Source organism: Epilithonimonas sp. KH_059 (assembly GCF_057838485.1).
The window spans coordinates 1827820-1844618 of the sequence record NZ_CM174468.1; the positions used below are offsets into that span (position 1 = coordinate 1827820).

The window sequence follows — 16799 nt, forward strand, 5'->3', positions numbered from 1 at the left end:
TTTTTTGTATGAAAAATCGTAATTTTGAATAAAGTTTTAGATTATGAGTTATTTTGAAGAAAACTTACCCGAAATGGATCGCTATTTGGAGGACCATGCCTCCACGGAGCCTGCACTTTTAAAACGCCTTCGTCGTGAGACTTACCAGAAGACTACGCAGCCGCATATGATTTCAGGGTATCAGCAGGGCCGTTTTCTTTCGATGATTTCACAACTAAAGCGGCCCAAAACTATTTTAGAGGTAGGTACCTTTACCGGCTACGCAACTTTGTGTCTTGGGGAAGGCCTAGCTCCTGAAGGGAAAATTGTGACCCTTGATATTAACGAAGATCTAGCGTATCTGCCTAAATCCTATTTCGAGCAAAGCGAACTTGCAGATCGCATTGAGTTTCGCCTCGAAAATGCAATAGAGTACTTAAGGAATACGGACCAAACATTTGATTTGGTTTTTATTGATGCAGATAAAGAGAATTATGTGACCTACTTCGAACTAATTAAACCCAAACTAAATCCAGGCGCTATTCTATTGTTTGACAATGTGCTTTGGTACGGGAAAGTTCTTGAAAAAGAACCTGCGCTAAAATCGACAAAAGTGATTCAGCAACTAAACGATTTAATTGCTAAAGATGAGGGGTTTGAAAATCTTATTTTACCTTTGCGCGACGGAGTTCATGTGGCAATAAAAAAATAAAGTGCCCTTCTATTTGGGGACATGACAAAATCTATTTTTATGAGAAAGGCAATTTGTATGGAGAGCGTGGCTTCAATTCGCGAGGAAGATTCGAAAGGAGTTGCGATGGTAAGTCAAGCCCTTTACGGGGAAACCATGACGGTGTTAGAAACCCGCAAACAAAGCGCTAAGATTGAGATGGACTATGACGGAGTTCAAGGTTGGATCGATCTGACACAAATTGCCATTTCAGAATCTGAAGATTTGCTCAAGAGTTCTTCGAGATGCCTCTCTAAGAGATTTACGCAATTAAAGAAAGAAGATTCTACACTTGTACTTTCCCTAGGATCAGAAATTGAGTCTAACGACCCGGAGGACCTAGATTCAAAACGCTCGAGAATCGAAAATCTATCGAAGGAGATGGTGGGAGCCCCCTATCTTGAGGGCGGCCGAAGTAGCTTTGGGCTAGACGGGTCGGCCTTCGTTCAGCTTATTTTTAAAGCCATAGGATTGCGTTTACCAAGGTATGCAAAAGACCAAGCTGAGAGAGGAGAGGTGCTGTCCTTTGTGGAGGAAGCGCAGGCAGGGGATGTTGCTTTTTTTGAAAATGCGGAAGGGCAGATTGTGCATGCCGGCATTATGATGGAGAATCAGAAAATAGTGCACGTATACGGGCATGTGCGAATGGATTGCCTAGATTCCTCTGGAATCTTTAATTCTGAGCTCAATATGCATTCTCATAAACTTAGGTTCATCAAGAGAATTCTTGACTAAATTGAATTTTTTATGTCTGTACTCTATCCCTTCTTTATTCGGTTGCTTATTCTTGGGTTCAAAATTGGAGCCTTGTTCAATGCGAAACTAAGACTTGGACTTCGAGGCAGAGAAAAGAGTCTTGAAATAGTTCGCTCACGCATTTCCTTGGAAGAACCTGTACTATGGATGCATGCCGCCAGTTTAGGGGAATACGAGCAAGGACTTCCTGTTCTTGAACTCCTCGAAAGACAGTATCCTCAATACAAAACCTTAATCACTTTTTTTTCCCCCTCTGGATACGAAGTCGTAGAAAGAAAGAATTCAAATCCAGATCGCGTTTTGTGCTATCTGCCTTTTGATTTAAAAAGTAAAATGTCTCCGTTTGTGAATAGTCTAAACACCCAGATTTTTTTCACGGTGAAATACGATTATTGGTATGAACTAATTAAGCAGTTAAATGCGCGCTCAACTAAACTTTTTGTTGTGTCTGCTCTTTTCTATAAAAACCAAGTGTTTTTTAAACCCATCGGAAAGCCTTTGGTGGAAAAGCTTAAAAAAGGGATTCACTGGTTTTTTCATCAAACACCTGAGTCTCTTTCCTTAGCTGATTCCTTAGGGCTAACTCAGGGCTCTGTGAGTGGAGATACGCGATTTGATCGAGTGAAAGAAAATGTGCGACAAGCAGTTTCGATCCCTTTTATTCCGGAGTTTAAAGGGGAGCATCCCTTGCTTATTTTTGGAAGCAGTTGGGAGGTGGAGGAAAAAATAGCCTTTGAGATTGGTCAACTGCACCCGGAAGCAAAGGTATTAATTGCACCCCACGATCTCGCCCGTTTAAAAAAGCTTCGCACGCTACTGCCAGATGCACTTTTTTACTCAGAGATTACAAGTGAAAATAGTAGGAAATGCCGAGACGCTCGCATTTTGGTTTTGGATTCGATTGGCATGCTTTCTAAAGTCTATGGGTATGGAGATCTTGCGGTCGTGGGAGGAGGATTTCATAGCAAGGGTCTTCATAATTGTTTGGAAGCAGCTGCCTTTGGCATTCCTGTATTTTTCGGGGATCAATATAGAGAGAATCCGGAAGCGGATGCCTTAATTGAAGCGGAGGCTGCCCGATCGTTTTCTACTGTAGAGGAAGCTCAACAATTTATATCGCAGCTACTAAGGGACTCCGATCGACTTCAGGCTATGGGACGAAATGCAGGCAATTTTGTCGATGCTCAGCCTTCGAGTGTGACTCTTATTCTAGAAAAGATAGAAGAAATAACCAGTAAGTCTTAGCCCTAAAAAGAGAGTCTATTTTTTCAATTCAAAATCTTAAATTTGTAGCTTGCACAATTCAAGTATAATTTAATTTAAAAAAGCATAATGTTCTACGATCATCAGGCCATTGAAAAAAAATGGCAAGACTATTGGCGTGATAACCAAACCTACAAACCCAGTGCGGATTTTCAAAAACCAAAATTTTATGCATTGGATATGTTCCCTTACCCATCCGGTGCAGGGCTCCACGTAGGGCACCCACTAGGTTATATTGCCTCCGATATCTATGCGCGTTACAAAAGACACCAAGGGTTTAACGTGCTCCATCCCATTGGATACGATTCCTTTGGGCTTCCGGCAGAGCAGTATGCAATTCAAACAGGGCAGCATCCCGCAATTACGACGGAGAATAATATTGAGCGTTACGAACAACAACTAAAGCGCTTAGGGTTCTCCTTTGATTGGAGCCGAGAACTTAGAACTTCTAGCCCTGAGTACTACCGCTGGACACAATGGATCTTTATTGAACTTTTTCATTCTTGGTATAACCTTGGTACAAACAAAGCGGAACCCATTCAGAGTCTAATCCAGCACTTTGAGCAGTTTGGGACAAGTTCCCTAAATGCGGAGCAGGGTGAGGTTCTTAGCTTTACGGCGCATGAATGGAACGAAGCTACAGAGCAAGATCAACAAGACATTTTACTCAATTATAGACTCGCCTATAGAGCAGAAACCACAGTAAACTGGTGTCCTGGACTTGGAACCGTGCTTGCCAACGATGAGGTGAAGGACGGCAAGTCAGAACGAGGCGGATTCCCCGTTTATCAAAAGAAGATGATGCAGTGGAGTATGCGAATTACTGCGTACTCCGAACGTTTGCTTAGCGGTTTAGATTCGCTAGATTGGCCAGAGCCGCTAAAGGATGCCCAAACGTATTGGATTGGAAAATCGCAAGGGGCAAAGGTTCGGTTTTCGACTCAAAGCGGCGAAACCATTGAGGTCTTTACCACTCGACCCGATACTTTGTTTGGTGCGACCTTTATGGTTTTAGCCCCAGAGCATCCTTTGGTAGAGAAACTTACGACACAGGAAAATAAGCAGCAAATTGACCTGTACGTAAGTCATACGCAGAAAAAAACGGAGAGAGACCGTATGACGGAAGTTAAAAATGTCAGTGGAGCCTTTACAGGCAGTTATGTGACGAATCCGTTTACGAGCGAATTAATGCCGATTTATATTTCAGATTATGTGCTAATGGGTTACGGAACGGGAGCTGTGATGGCTGTTCCTGCGCACGATGAAAGAGACCATCGCTTTGCAAAAGCCTTTGGACTTCCCATTGTAAGTGTGATCAAAAATGATCTCGATATAAATGAAGAATCCTTCGACTCGAAAGATTCGGTTTGTGAGAATTCACAGTTTTTGGATGGACTCGATTTTGAATCAGCGAAGAATCGAATGATTGAAGAAATCCAATCGAGAGGAATCGGAGAAGGAACGACAAACTATAGGCAACGAGATGCTATTTTCTCTAGACAGCGTTTCTGGGGAGAACCTGTTCCTATTTATTATAAGAAGGGACTTCCTTATACACTTCCAAAAGAATCGCTTCCCCTAGCACTTCCTCAGGTGGATAAGTATTTGCCGACGCCCGAGGGAGATCCTCCCTTAGGAAATGCCCCTTTCTTTGCTTGGGACGAAAAGAATCAGAAAGTGGTTGAAACGGATAGGATAGATCACGAGTCCATTTTTCCTTTAGAACTTTCCACAATGCCAGGATGGGCAGGAAGTTCTTGGTATTTCCTTCGCTATATGGATCCCTCGAACACAGAGGAATTTGTAGATCCAAAGCTTGCCAACTATTGGGGGCAAGTGGATTTGTATATTGGAGGAAGCGAGCATGCCACTGGGCATTTGCTGTATTCCCGCTTTTGGAACCTGTTTTTGTACGATCGTGGGTGGGCCGTGGCAGAGGAACCGTTTAAAAAATTGATTAACCAAGGCATGATCCTTGGAATGAGCGCTTTTGTGTTTCGAATTGAAGGAACGAACCAGTTCGTTTCTAAAAATTTGGCGTCCCAGTATACCACGCAAAAACTTCATGTGGACGTTTCCCTTTTGAAGGGAACCAGCGATGAATTGGATATTGAAAAATTCAAAGAGTGGAGAAAGGACTTTCACAATGCGGATTTTTTATTAGAGGACGGGAAATATTGGACAGAAAGAGAGGTAGAAAAAATGTCCAAATCCAAATTCAACGTCGTGAATCCGGACGATATATGTGAAGAATACGGGGCAGATGCTCTTAGGCTTTACGAAATGTTCTTAGGACCTCTAGAACAAAGTAAGCCATGGAATACACAGGGGCTCTCTGGGGTCTATGGATTCCTAAAGAAATTCTATAATTTGTATTTCACGGGAGATGACTTTAATGTAAGTGACGAGCAGCCAAGCAAGGAAGAATTTAAAATTCTTCACACCCTACTGAAAAAGGTTAATTATGATTTGGAGCACTTCTCTTTTAATACCTCTGTGTCCCAGTTTATGATTGCTGTGAATGAGCTGAATCGATTAAAATGCAACAAAAGGGACATACTAGGTCCTTTAGCTGTGATTATTTCGCCTTACGCTCCCCATTTATGTGAAGAGCTTTGGAGGTTGTTAGGAAATTCGACAAGCATTGAATTTGAAGCGTTCCCAGAATTGAACGAGGCTTATTTAATCGAGGACAAGATTGACTATCCGGTTAGTTTTAATGGTAAAATGCGATTCAAAATGTCTCTGGATGCAGAACTTAGCACTGAAGAGATTCAAAACCTTGTATTAGAAGATTCGAGAACACAAGGACAATTGGCTGGAAATTCACCCAAAAAAGTGATTATCGTTCCGAAAAAAATTATTAATATTGTAGTCTAATTATCAAATTATACAATAATAAATTGATAATTTCGGAAAAATAAAGTTTGAGGTTTTCAAATAATCAAGTAATCCATTCAAATTAAAGATTAATCATAATTTATAGCATTAAAATTGTGAGATTCTCAATGTTAATTTAAATTAACAAAGAAAAAAAAATTGTGAACTTTGAACGAAACTCTTGCATTAGTAAAAAATTTGCCTTTATTTTACCGCTCGAAAAATTAAAATAATAAACAATTATAATTTAGTTAAATATGGAAATGAATGTTTCAAACACAGAGGAGCAAGTAGTTGCTAAAAAAGCAGGAGGGTTAAAACCTGCGTTAATTATTCCTATTCTATTCGTGATCGGATATTGTATTTATTTTTTCGTACTAGGGAATACTGGTAATTTTAAACCAGACGCGCGAATTGATGGTGCTAGTTCTGTCGCCTTTACGGATATTGAAAGAGCAGACTTGAGCCCAGATGGGTTTCTAGGAATTATTTATATGGGAGGAGTAATTGTTCCTATATTAATTACTTTTATGCTTATTGTATTTGTATTTGCAATTGAGCGTGCAATTATGCTAAACAAAGCACAAGGAAAAGGAAATCTAGACGAGTTTGTACTTAAAATCAGAAGACTTCTTAATGACGGAAACATTGATGAGGCAATGGAAGAGTGCGACAGACAAAAAGGAACTGTTGGAAACGTTGTGAAGGAAGGATTAACTTCATACAAAGCTCTATCTCACGACACAACAATGACAAAAGAGCAAAAAATGGTTGCGCTTAACAAATCAATCGAAGAAGCGACAACGCTTGAGATGCCAATGTTAGAAAAGAACATGATGATCCTTTCAACTTTAGGTACCGTTGCAACCCTAGTAGCGTTATTAGGTACCGTAATGGGGATGATCGCTGCGTTTAGCGCATTAGGAGAAGGAGGAGGAACTCCAGATTCAGCCAAACTATCTGTTGGTATTTCTGAGGCCCTTATTAACACCGCATTAGGTATTGGTACTTCAGCGGTAGCGATTATCTTCTACAACTATTTTACTTCTAAGATTGACGGTATGACATTCAAAATCGATGAGATTGCAATGTCTATCCAACAGTCATTCGCTGAGCACCAATAATAAGGTGTGTGATTGACACTATGATGCGTTACAGCATGTGTTAATCAATTGATTTTTTTAGAAGTTTAATAAATAATAAAGATATAATGGCGAGAGTCAAACCAAAGAGACATAATATACGCGTAGATATGACGGCCATGACCGATGTGTCGTTCCTACTACTGACGTTTTTTATCCTCACCGCCCAGTTTGCAAAACCGGACGTGGAGACCATCACGACGCCATCTTCAATTTCTGAAAAGCTGCTTCCAGATGCGAGTTTAATGAGTGTATTAAGCACTACGGACGGGAGATTTTTTTTCACCCCTGTTGAAAATGGGACTGAAAGAATTCAGCTTTTAGATAATATGGCGAAGAAGTACGGAACTACTTTCACTAATGCAGAGAAAGCTGCATTTACAAAAGTACAAGCGATAGGAGTGCCAATGAGCCAGTTAAAAGGTTATCTTAATTTATCTGTGGAAGATCAAAAAGCCTTCAAGGCTCCTGGGATTCCAATGTCGGATGAGAAAAAGGAACTAATTGATTGGGTTCAACAAAGTTTAGCGATTAATTCAGACTATAAATTGGCAATTAAAGGAGACACCAATACCAAGTATGACAGAATTAAAGGTCTGTTCGAGGGGTTAAGAGATATTGATTTTCTTAAGTTTTGGTTAATTACAAATCAGGAAGTAGCTAATTAATAAAGAAATGGCAGAAGTACAAGTTAAAGATCAGAGTGGCAAGGGCGGCAAAGTTCGTTCGAAAAAACAGCCACCACACGTAGACTTAACACCGATGGTGGATTTGGCCTTTCTTTTGATTACATTCTTCATGTTGGTAACAACATTCAACAAACCGAATGTAATGGATTTAGGATTACCTGCAAAACCAAAAGAGGACCAAAAGAGCCCCGATACGGAAATTAAATTAAGCAATTCAATTTCCATAATTATTGGGAAGGACAATAGAATCTTCTATCATCAGCAAGACCAAGCAGGGTTGAATGTTTCCACTATGGAGGAAACAACGCTTGATAGAGAAGGAATTAGAAAAGTAATTCAGCAAGCGAAAGCCAGAGCAGAAGATGTGACCAAATTCACGGTTATCATCAAGCCTACGGATGAAGCTTTATACAAGAATTTTGTTGATATGTTGGACGAAATGGCAATTACGAAGAGTGAACAATACGGTATTACCGATATTCGAACTTGGGAGCAAGCTATATACGATCAGAAAGTAGGAGGAGCTGCAACTGCAGGAGCAGAGCAGACTCCAGCTGCGGATCAACAATAATTATTTAATTCTTAATGAATATTTAAATGGCAGATGAAAACGCATACAATGACAGTCTAAGTTTAGATGAAATTGTATTTGAGAACAGAAATAAAAGCTACGGTGCCTATAACCTTCGTAAGAGCTACGCGAAAAACTTAACAAAGGCTTTCGTGTTAGGAACCGTAATATTCTGTGTGGGTGCTATTACGCCTTTCGTTGTCATGAAGATTAAGCAAATGAACGCTGTTGAAAAACAAGAAGTAAATGCAAATCTTATTGACATTCAACCGGAGGAATTGATAATAGAGCAACCGAAAGAGGAAGAACCACCTCCCCCACCACCACCACCGAAAGAGGAGCCTAAAATTGAAGTGATTCAGAATGTGGTTCCTGAGCCCAAAAGAGCTCCGAAAGTGGAGACACCTCCACCTCCAATTACGAAACAATTGGAAACAACCACTGGGCTCCAGAATCAAGAAGGAGTGAAAGCGCCAAGTTATACGCCACCTCCGCCGCCGCCGTCCACAGGGACAAAAGCAGCTACGGTAGAGGCGAAACCAGCACCAAGTACAACGGAAGTTTATAGTGAAGTTGAACAGCAAGCTGAATTTCCTGGCGGGATTAACTCATTCCGTAACCGTGTAGGTAGTAACTTCGATACGTCTGTAATGTCAGGTGGAGAAGGAACTCTGAAAACGGAAATCACGTTTGTTGTAGAAAGAGATGGATCTCTTACGCAAGTAAAGGCAAATGGTCCAAACTCAGACTTCAACCGTGAAGCAGAAAGAACGGTAAAATCGATCCGTAACAAATGGAAACCAGCCAAAATTAATGGCCAAAACGTTCGTTATAGATTTAGATTGCCTTTAAGTATGAATTTTGAGTAGTCTCTACTAATAAATTGAAAAAAGAGAAGCACTGCTTCTCTTTTTTTTTATATTTTTGCTCCTATGGTGTTTAATTGGCTTTCTTTAGCAACTGGACTTTGTTACGTTATTTTAGGCGTATTTGTCATTATTTATAAATTTTTTGTCATTTACTTAGAGCCAAACGTGGCTTATGGTTTAGGTGCCATACTCATTGTGTATGGACTCTTTCGAACGTATCGTGGATTTAAAAAGCTTCAAAAAAGCAAAGATGAAGTATAGTATAGTAGTTCTTTGCATTCTTTTAACGGTCTTAGGATGTAAAAAGAAGGAAAAGGTTGAGGAGCCGCAAGTGAATAGTTACCATCAAGGAGAAATCACTATTCTTACGGACGATTCCTTTAAAAGTGTTACAGAAGCTCTTGCAGATGCTTATTCTATCAATTATACAGAAGCGAAAGTAAAGGTTAGAATAGAGAAAGAAGACCTCGCTTTCTTAGAGGTGCTAAAGGGTAGATCCAAGCTAGCCGTAATGTCAAGGATTCTTTCAAAGGAGGAAATTAAGGAATACGAGCGTGCTCTCGAGATTAAATACAATCCAGCGTATATAGCCGCGGATGCCGTGGTTTTTATAGTGGATAAGAACTCTCCTAGAACAGAGATCACTCTGGATGAGATTGAGAGTGAATTAAGTTCCGATAAGAAGAATTTAATCTTCGACGGAACCAATTCTGGCAATTTAAATTTTGTTGCGCATTATTTTAAAAAAGCCCCAAAAGATCTTAAATTTTCAACAATTAGCGGAAATGAACAGGTGATTCGTGAATTAGCAAAACATAGGGATCGAATTGGAGTCATTAGCTTAAATACGATTAGTAGACCCTATTCACCAGAGGCGCAGGAGCTTCGCTCTATGGTGAAGATTTTAAAAATCAACGATGGCAAAAGAAGTCTACTTCCAAGTCCGAAGGCAATTCAAAGTTTAGACTATCCTTTTACTCGACTCATTTATATGTTGAGTGGGGAGAATACCTTTGGAATGGCAAATGGACTTATGAGGTTTGCCTCCTCTCAAAAAGGGCAAATTGTAGTCAGCAAAGAAGGATTACAGCCTTATTTTATTTTCAAACGTGAGGTGGAAATGAGATAGCATACAATTTTGGAACGAAAATTGTGTAAATGAACTCGAAACTTTTTAAAAATAGAAATAGTAAATGAAAAATATGATTGTAATATCGAAGAAAATTGCGTTAGGTGCAGGAGTATTGCTTATGGCAAACATGACTTTTGGACAAACGCTTGAAGAGGGTATCGTGAATGTGGATAGTCACAAATACGCAAAGGCAAAAGAAATTTTTAACGCACTTATTGCAAACGAACCGAAAGAAGGGGCAAATTACTTCTACTTAGGAAATTCTTACCTTTCTCAGTTCGATCCCAACTTTGACACGGCTGCAGAGTACTTTAAAAAAGGTCTTGAGATCGATAGCAAGAGTCATTTGAATAAGATTGGTCTTGCTTCCATTAAGGTAGCAAAAGGTGATAAATCTGGCATCTCAGATATCCAGAAAGTAGTTTCGGATACGAGAGAAAAGGATGCTGAAGTTTTATATCGTGCTGCTGAAGCCTTAACTATGTTTGAAGTGTTAAATTCACCTGATTTAGCCATTGATTATTTGAACAAGGCGATTGATAGATCGAAAAGAGGAGTTCCAGCGAATTATTATTATGCACTCGGAGATGCTTACCGTTTGAAAAAAGATCCAGGTAGTGCCATGTCTGCTTATGACAAAGCATCGGCTGTGGCAAAAAATAAAGCTTCCGTCTTCACTAGAATGGCGACACTTTGGATGGCAGCAAACCAGTGGGAACAAGCAGAAACCAATATTAACAAAGCATTGGCTGTAGATCCAACCTATGCGCCGGCCTATAAAGCAAGTGCCGCTTTTAACTTTCGTTTTAGAAACAACGCGGCAGTTACAAAGAACCTAATTGATTATACGAAGTATGCGGACGAGGATCCTTATACTCAATTGGAAATTGCTAAATTGTATTTCATCAATAATGACTATGCGAACGCTAAAGAAGTCTTAAATAAGATTTTTGACAAAGTGGAAGACCCTATCAAATATAAGTTACGTGCTTATCTAGATTATGGTGCAGACAATAACATTGCAAGTGCACAAGAAAACTTAACCAAGTTTGTCACTACAGTTACCGACAAGTCTAGAATCCAACCTGCAGACGAAGGATTGCAAGGGTTATTGTATGCGGCAGAAAGTGCACAAACAGAAGATCCTGCACAAAAAGCAGACTTACTAGCGAAAGCGAAGCAAAAGATTGCCATTGCTAAAAAGGCAGAAGACCAAACAATGGATTGGGACGTGGAATTGATTAAAGCACAAGGCGGCGGTGGTGCAAACCAAGCGGCAGCGGATTCAGGACCCACTTCTCCTCAGATTCAAAGTTTAAAAGCGAAAGTCGCAAGCAATCCTCAGGATGCTGAATCCTTGGTGGCTTTAGGTGCCGCATACCAAGAAGTTCAAAACTGGGACGGAGCTGTAATTACTTGGGATCGAATGATTGCCTTATCTCCTGAGTGGGCCTATTCTTACTATGCAAAAGGAGTAGCTTACCAACAACTAGGAAGCCATGAACTTGCAGAGAGATCTTACCAAAATTACATTAACCTTGTCCTTGGGCAAACTCCAGAAGAACAAGCGCAAAGTAAAGAAACTTTATCGTATGCGTACTATTTAGTGGCATTCTATAACCAAGATAAAGATGTGGCAAAAGCAAAAGACTATGCAGCAAAAGCTATCCAGATTAATCCGTCCTATACAGATGCGATTTCTCTTCAGACGGCTCTTTCTGAGAAAGAATAAAACTGAGCACATAGATTATCCCTCTTCCGTACGAAGAGGGATTTTTTTTTCTTAAATTTGACAAATGAAAGTAGATATTATAGCTTTTGGCGCCCATCCTGACGATGTAGAACTGGGATGTGGAGGAACCCTTTCCATGCTCGTAGAGCAGGGAAAGAAAGTGGTAATTGTGGATCTCACCAAGGGAGAGTTAGGAACTCGTGGGACGGACAAAACAAGAGCTGAGGAGGCAGCGAATGCTTCAAAAATACTAGGCATCTCAGAGCGGGTCAACTTAGGACTGCCAGATGGCTTTTTGGAGAACATCAAAGACTACCAACTAGAGATGGTGAAAATGATTCGAAAGTTCCAACCCGAAATTGTTCTTGCCAATGCGATTGAGGACCGTCATCCCGACCATGCAAAAGGGGCTAAATTAGCATCGGATGCCTGTTTCTTATCAGGTCTTGTCAAAATTGAAACCAACCTTGATAATGAGATGCAAAAGCCGTGGAGACCAAAGCAAGTTTTCCATTACATTCAGTGGAAAGAAATTACACCTGACTTTGTGATTGATATTACCTCTCAGATGGAAAAGAAAATTGAGGCGTGTCTCGCGTATAAAACGCAATTTTTTGATCCGGATTCTAATCAACCCATGACACCTATAGCCACGAAAGATTTTTTAGAAAGCCTTACCTATAGGGCGCAGAACCTAGGAAGACTCTCGGGCGTCGACTACGCGGAAGGCTTTACAAGCGAAAAATTACTAGGACTTAAAAATTTTGATAATATAATTTTGTAATTGTGGTAAAAGCATTATATTTGCACCCACAAAACGGTGGTTGTAGCTCAGTTGGTTAGAGCGTCGGATTGTGGTTCCGAAGGTCGTGGGTTCGAAACCCATCATCCACCCAAAAAAAGCGTACTTAAATTCAAGTACGCTTTTTATTTTTAGGGATTTGCTTAGAATTTTAAATTCAAATCTTATAAATCCTCTGGTGTGTCGATGGTATAGGAACGAGGTTTGAAATCCTTTTCATGACGGTCAGAAATGACGTCCTCGCCTTTTTCTCCAATAATAAAATCTGTTGATTCTGAAAACATTTCTTGGAAAGCTTTAAAGTCCTCTTTGTAAAGGTAAATTTTGTGCTTTTCGAAGCTCGCTTCTCCATTCTCTCCAAAGTTCTTTTTGCTTTCGGTAATCGTAAGATAGTAATCTCCTGCTTTCGTTTCGCGTACGTCGAAAAAGTATGTTCTTCTTCCTGCCTTTAACACCTTTGTAAATATTTCATTCTCGTGGCGCTCCTTGTAATCACTCATTGTCAGATGTTTTTTTTAAAAATGTAGTGAAGCAAATATAAAAGAATTCTTTTAATCTGAAAATATTTTTTTTGGGCGCTTCCTTTTAGTCGAAAAACCCCTTTAGGCTTTAGTATGAGGGGGGATTACTCCAGCGGTGGGGTTAAATCTAGAATGTGATCTGCACGTCTTGCGCTGCTCTCACGATGGGTAATAAGGATCGAGGTACAGTTCTTTAAATCCCGTTCAATATTTTGAAGAATGTTTTGTTCGGTTTCTGTATCAAGGGCGGAAAGGGAATCGTCAAAGATGATGATTTCCGGTTCTTTAATAAGAGCCCTGGCAATGCAAATTCTTTGCTTTTGTCCACCTGATAGCATGACGCCACGTTCTCCGACCAGGGTTTGGTATTGGTTTTTAAAACCGCTGATGTTTTTATGGACGTCTGCTTTTTTTGCATATTCCTCGATCTGCTCTTGGGTGGGATTGTCCACTGCAAATCCAATGTTTTGAAAGATGGTGTCTGAAAACAGGTAGCTTTCTTGAGGGATTAAACCGATGTGATCTCGGTAGTTGGTTAAGTTGTGCTGCTTTAAATCCTTTCCATCTATTAAAATGGTTCCCTCTGTGGGGTCAATTAATCTAGCGAGCAAAAGCGCAATGGTTGTTTTTCCACTTCCAGTCTTGCCCATGATCGCTAGGCTTTCGCCTGCTTTCACGTGAAAAGATAGATTGTGAAGCGCTTCAATGCCCGTGTTTGGGTACGTATACGATACATTTCTAAATTCGATGTCTCCTCGAATCGGATACTTTTCTGAATTTAAGTTGGTAATCTCTGATTTTTTCTCGAGAAACTCATTGATTCTGCTCATGGAAGCAGCCGCTCTTTGGTTAACCGAAACCACCCAACCTACCATTGAGAAAGGCCAGATTAGAATGTTAATGTATAGAAAGAAATCCGCAATCTTACCCACTGAGATTTCCCCGGCTAAATATTTTTGTCCTCCGACAAGAAGGATGACTACATTTAGAAGACCAATCACAAGCAAGATAATGGTGAAAAAATAGGCCTCTGTTTTTGCAAGGTCTAAGGCTTTGTCTTGGTAGTCTTTAACCTTAACTCCGTATTTTTGATCAATATATCTCTCCTTCGCAAAGTACTTTACCACACGAATACCCGAGAAACTGTCCTGTACAAAAGTGGAAATAGCAGATTGGCTTTTCTGCATTACTTTTGATTTTTTATTGATGATTGAGCTAACCTTGTAGATGACAACGGACAGAATAGGAAGGGGGATGAGGGTCCATAGCGTCATTTGAACATCGGTTCGAAGCATATAGATACTTGTTATGACAAGAAGTACAAGCAGGTTGACCACATACATGACGCCCGGTCCTAAATACATCCGTACGGCCACAACGTCTTCACTTAATCGATTCATTAAGTCTCCAATGGTCGAGGTCTTGAAATCCGTGAGGGACCATTCCTGGTAATGACGATAGATTTTGTTTTTTAATTCGAATTCAATTCGGCGTGAGGAGACAATGATCGTTTGTCGCATCATAAAAGTGAAGAACCCCGTTAGAAGGGAAGATCCTACAATGATGGCCACATAGATTAATACTTGTTTATTGAATCCTAAACTACCCGTACTGGAGATCTCATCCACGGATCTACCGACGAATTGAACCTTGAAAATATTAAAGAAGTTACTAGCAATGATAAAAAGAAAGCCCCAAAACAAAAGCACGCGGTGCTTCCAGAAATAAGGGTTTAAGGTTTTAAGTGCGTTCATTTTCTTTACCTAGTTAGGAATGCAAAAATAAACAAAAATAAATGGTTCGTTCAGTCTAAACCCATAAAATCGGTAAGTCCTAAGTAGAACAGCCTGGGTATTTGAGCCATTTGGATCCCGAGCCATCGTAGGAATTACTGCTTTAAAGACAAGAGAAATCCGCTTCTTTTTTCTATCTTTGCAAATTAAAAGTTCTTTGAATGTTAGGAAGAAGGCAAATTCGCGAAAAAGTAGTAGAAAACCTCTATTCATATCGGCAAAACCCGATTCAATATGAAGTTTTGGAGAAAAATATGTTTTCTGAAATTGAAAAGATTTTCAATTTGTACGTGTATCAGTTGAATTTTTTGGTAGCACTCAAAAGTCTAGCAGAAAAGCAAATTGAAATTGGGAAAAACAAGTATATCAAGTCCGCAAATGATTTGAATCCCAATCAAAAATTTGTAAACAACCGCATACTTGGTCTTATTGAAGAAAATACAGAAAGATTGAATTTCACTTCGAAGCATCAAGAGTTGCAGTGGGAGTTACACGACGATTTGCTTGTGAAAACCTTCCAAAGGATGACGGCGGGAAAGCGATACCAAGATTTCATGAGTTTGGATACGCATAGTTTTGAGGACGATCAAAAGTTCATTGGAAAACTATTCCTTCGCTATGTAGCAGAAAATGAAGATTTTCACGATCGCTTAGAAGAAAAGGAAATGAGCTGGGCCGATGACTTTCATATTGCGAATTCTATGGTGCAAAAGACCCTTGGGTTTTTGAAGGCAGATCAGCCAAGCCATACGCTTATAAAGATGCTAAAGGATGACCAAGACAAATCCTTTGCACGTAAGATCCTATGGGAAGCGATAAACAAGTGGGAGCAGACAGAGCAGAAGATTAAAGACAGACTGGAAAATTGGGATTTAGAACGGATATCCTTGATGGATAAAATCATTATCGTCGCAGGAATCACGGAGTTCGATTATTTCAAAGCTACGCCTTCAAGGATAATTATCAACGAATACGTTGAGATTTCCAAAGTTTATGGCTCTGAAAAATCCCATATATTTATAAATGGAATATTAGATAAATATTCAAAAGATACGAACCGAATAAATTAAGAAAAATGAAAAAAAGTATTTTAATTCCGATGGTATTACTTTTGGGTTTAGCTTCTTGTAAAAAAGACCAAACACCAGAACAATTAACAACAACCGCAGAAACTGAAGCTCAAGTGGCCGCGCCCGCTGGTCCTCTGACAAGCCTTGCTTTGTCAGAAGCGCATTGGGACTTTAAAGATGTGAAAAAAGGAGAATCTGTTGACCACGTATACGAGGTTACCAACACAGGGGATAATCCACTCATTATTTCAGAGGTTGTTCCAGGTTGTGGTTGTACTGCGCCGGAATTCACTAAAGAACCAATTCTTCCTGGAGAAAAAGGGCAAGTGATGCTAAGATTTGATTCTTCAAGCTTTGAAGGGTTTCAAAACAAACAAGCACAAGTTTTTGCAAACGTAGAAAATTCGCCAGTTATTATTTCTTTTACGGCTAACGTTACAAAACCTTAATTTATGTTGAATGTATTTTTACAAGCAGATCCAGGGGAAGGCTCTATGATGCCTACTTTGGTGATGTTCGGACTCTTCTTTGTTTTTATGTATTTTGTGATGCTACGCCCACAAATGAAAAAGCAAAAGAAGGAGCAAAATTTTCAAGGCTCTCTTAAAGTGGGACAGCGCATTGTAACCACTTCAGGAATGCACGGAAGAATTGCTCAAGTAGAGGAAGATGGAATCGTAATTGAGACTCTTTCCGGTAAACTTAAATTTGAAAAATCTGCTGTTTCTCGTGAATTTACTGCGGCTCGTTTCCCAGAACCGGGAGATGTGAAAACGAAATAGTTTGATCTATAGAAATTGAAAAGCCTGCGAAGAGTAACTCTTTGCAGGCTTTTTTCATTTCTCCATTTAGGGTGGCTACACCCGCTAG

General features: G+C 39.9%; 17 protein-coding genes and 1 tRNA gene. 16 read left to right on the plus strand and 2 right to left on the minus strand.

The annotated features are described in order from the left end of the window. The first annotated feature begins 43 nt into the window (after positions 1–43). The 13 genes from AC3IRX_RS08625 to AC3IRX_RS08685 all read left to right on the plus strand — a co-directional run bounded on the left by AC3IRX_RS08625 (position 44) and on the right by AC3IRX_RS08685 (position 12637). Positions 44–691, plus strand: coding sequence for an O-methyltransferase (locus tag AC3IRX_RS08625; protein ID WP_489209720.1), 648 nt, complete (start codon positions 44–46; stop codon positions 689–691). Positions 692–730: 39 nt separating this feature from the next. Continuing rightward, entirely contained in the window at positions 731–1444 is a 714-nt protein-coding gene (locus tag AC3IRX_RS08630) for a C40 family peptidase (protein ID WP_489209722.1), read from the plus strand. Positions 1445–1456: 12 nt separating this feature from the next. After that, positions 1457–2710, plus strand: a complete 1254-nt coding sequence (locus AC3IRX_RS08635) for a 3-deoxy-D-manno-octulosonic acid transferase (protein ID WP_489209724.1) — start codon at positions 1457–1459, stop codon at positions 2708–2710. Between the two features lie 87 nt (positions 2711–2797). After that, positions 2798–5608 carry a leucine--tRNA ligase gene (gene leuS / locus AC3IRX_RS08640; RefSeq protein WP_489209726.1) on the plus strand — a complete coding sequence of 937 codons (2811 nt, stop codon included), beginning with the start codon at positions 2798–2800 and terminating at the stop codon, positions 5606–5608. A 257-nt stretch (positions 5609–5865) separates the two neighbouring features. After that, complete coding sequence (locus AC3IRX_RS08645) at positions 5866–6732, plus strand: MotA/TolQ/ExbB proton channel family protein (protein ID WP_489209728.1); 867 nt, start codon at positions 5866–5868, stop codon at positions 6730–6732. Positions 6733–6818: 86 nt separating this feature from the next. Further along, positions 6819–7418: an ExbD/TolR family protein gene (locus tag AC3IRX_RS08650; protein ID WP_489209730.1), complete on the plus strand. Its 600-nt coding sequence runs from the start codon at positions 6819–6821 to the stop codon at positions 7416–7418. Between the two features lie 7 nt (positions 7419–7425). Continuing rightward, positions 7426–8010: an ExbD/TolR family protein gene (locus tag AC3IRX_RS08655; RefSeq protein WP_489209732.1), complete on the plus strand. Its 585-nt coding sequence runs from the start codon at positions 7426–7428 to the stop codon at positions 8008–8010. 26 nt (positions 8011–8036) lie between these two features. Beyond that, positions 8037–8879, plus strand: a complete 843-nt coding sequence (locus tag AC3IRX_RS08660) for an energy transducer TonB (RefSeq protein WP_489209734.1) — start codon at positions 8037–8039, stop codon at positions 8877–8879. 63 nt (positions 8880–8942) lie between these two features. Beyond that, positions 8943–9140: a C4-dicarboxylate ABC transporter gene (locus AC3IRX_RS08665; protein WP_489209736.1), complete on the plus strand. Its 198-nt coding sequence runs from the start codon at positions 8943–8945 to the stop codon at positions 9138–9140. Next, a complete protein-coding gene (locus tag AC3IRX_RS08670) occupies positions 9130–10008 on the plus strand; it encodes a PstS family phosphate ABC transporter substrate-binding protein (protein ID WP_489209738.1) in 879 nt (292 codons plus the stop codon). The genes AC3IRX_RS08665 and AC3IRX_RS08670 overlap by 11 nt, the downstream gene beginning before the upstream one ends. Positions 10009–10081: 73 nt before the next feature. Next, positions 10082–11743 carry a tetratricopeptide repeat protein gene (locus AC3IRX_RS08675; protein WP_489209740.1) on the plus strand — a complete coding sequence of 554 codons (1662 nt, stop codon included), beginning with the start codon at positions 10082–10084 and terminating at the stop codon, positions 11741–11743. Positions 11744–11807: 64 nt separating this feature from the next. Further along, positions 11808–12527 carry a bacillithiol biosynthesis deacetylase BshB1 gene (gene bshB1 / locus AC3IRX_RS08680; protein WP_489209742.1) on the plus strand — a complete coding sequence of 240 codons (720 nt, stop codon included), beginning with the start codon at positions 11808–11810 and terminating at the stop codon, positions 12525–12527. Positions 12528–12563: 36 nt separating this feature from the next. Continuing rightward, a tRNA-His gene (locus AC3IRX_RS08685) sits at positions 12564–12637 on the plus strand. 72 nt (positions 12638–12709) lie between these two features. Here AC3IRX_RS08685 and AC3IRX_RS08690 read toward each other — a convergent pair. Beyond that, a complete protein-coding gene (locus tag AC3IRX_RS08690; RefSeq protein WP_459084742.1) occupies positions 12710–13045 on the minus strand; it encodes a DUF3276 family protein in 336 nt (111 codons plus the stop codon). A gap of 125 nt (positions 13046–13170) precedes the next feature. After that, positions 13171–14820 carry an ABC transporter ATP-binding protein gene (locus tag AC3IRX_RS08695; RefSeq protein ID WP_489209744.1) on the minus strand — a complete coding sequence of 550 codons (1650 nt, stop codon included), beginning with the start codon at positions 14818–14820 and terminating at the stop codon, positions 13171–13173. A 200-nt stretch (positions 14821–15020) separates the two neighbouring features. Here AC3IRX_RS08695 and nusB point away from each other — a divergent pair, with 200 nt between their 5' ends. From nusB to yajC, 3 genes are read left to right on the plus strand one after another with little or no spacing between them, the layout of a single operon-like run. Beyond that, positions 15021–15929 carry a transcription antitermination factor NusB gene (nusB, locus tag AC3IRX_RS08700; protein WP_489209746.1) on the plus strand — a complete coding sequence of 303 codons (909 nt, stop codon included), beginning with the start codon at positions 15021–15023 and terminating at the stop codon, positions 15927–15929. 5 nt (positions 15930–15934) lie between these two features. Next, entirely contained in the window at positions 15935–16378 is a 444-nt protein-coding gene (locus tag AC3IRX_RS08705) for a DUF1573 domain-containing protein (protein WP_489209749.1), read from the plus strand. Positions 16379–16381: 3 nt separating this feature from the next. After that, positions 16382–16711, plus strand: coding sequence for a preprotein translocase subunit YajC (yajC, locus tag AC3IRX_RS08710; RefSeq protein WP_459084734.1), 330 nt, complete (start codon positions 16382–16384; stop codon positions 16709–16711). The last annotated feature ends 88 nt before the right edge of the window (positions 16712–16799 follow it).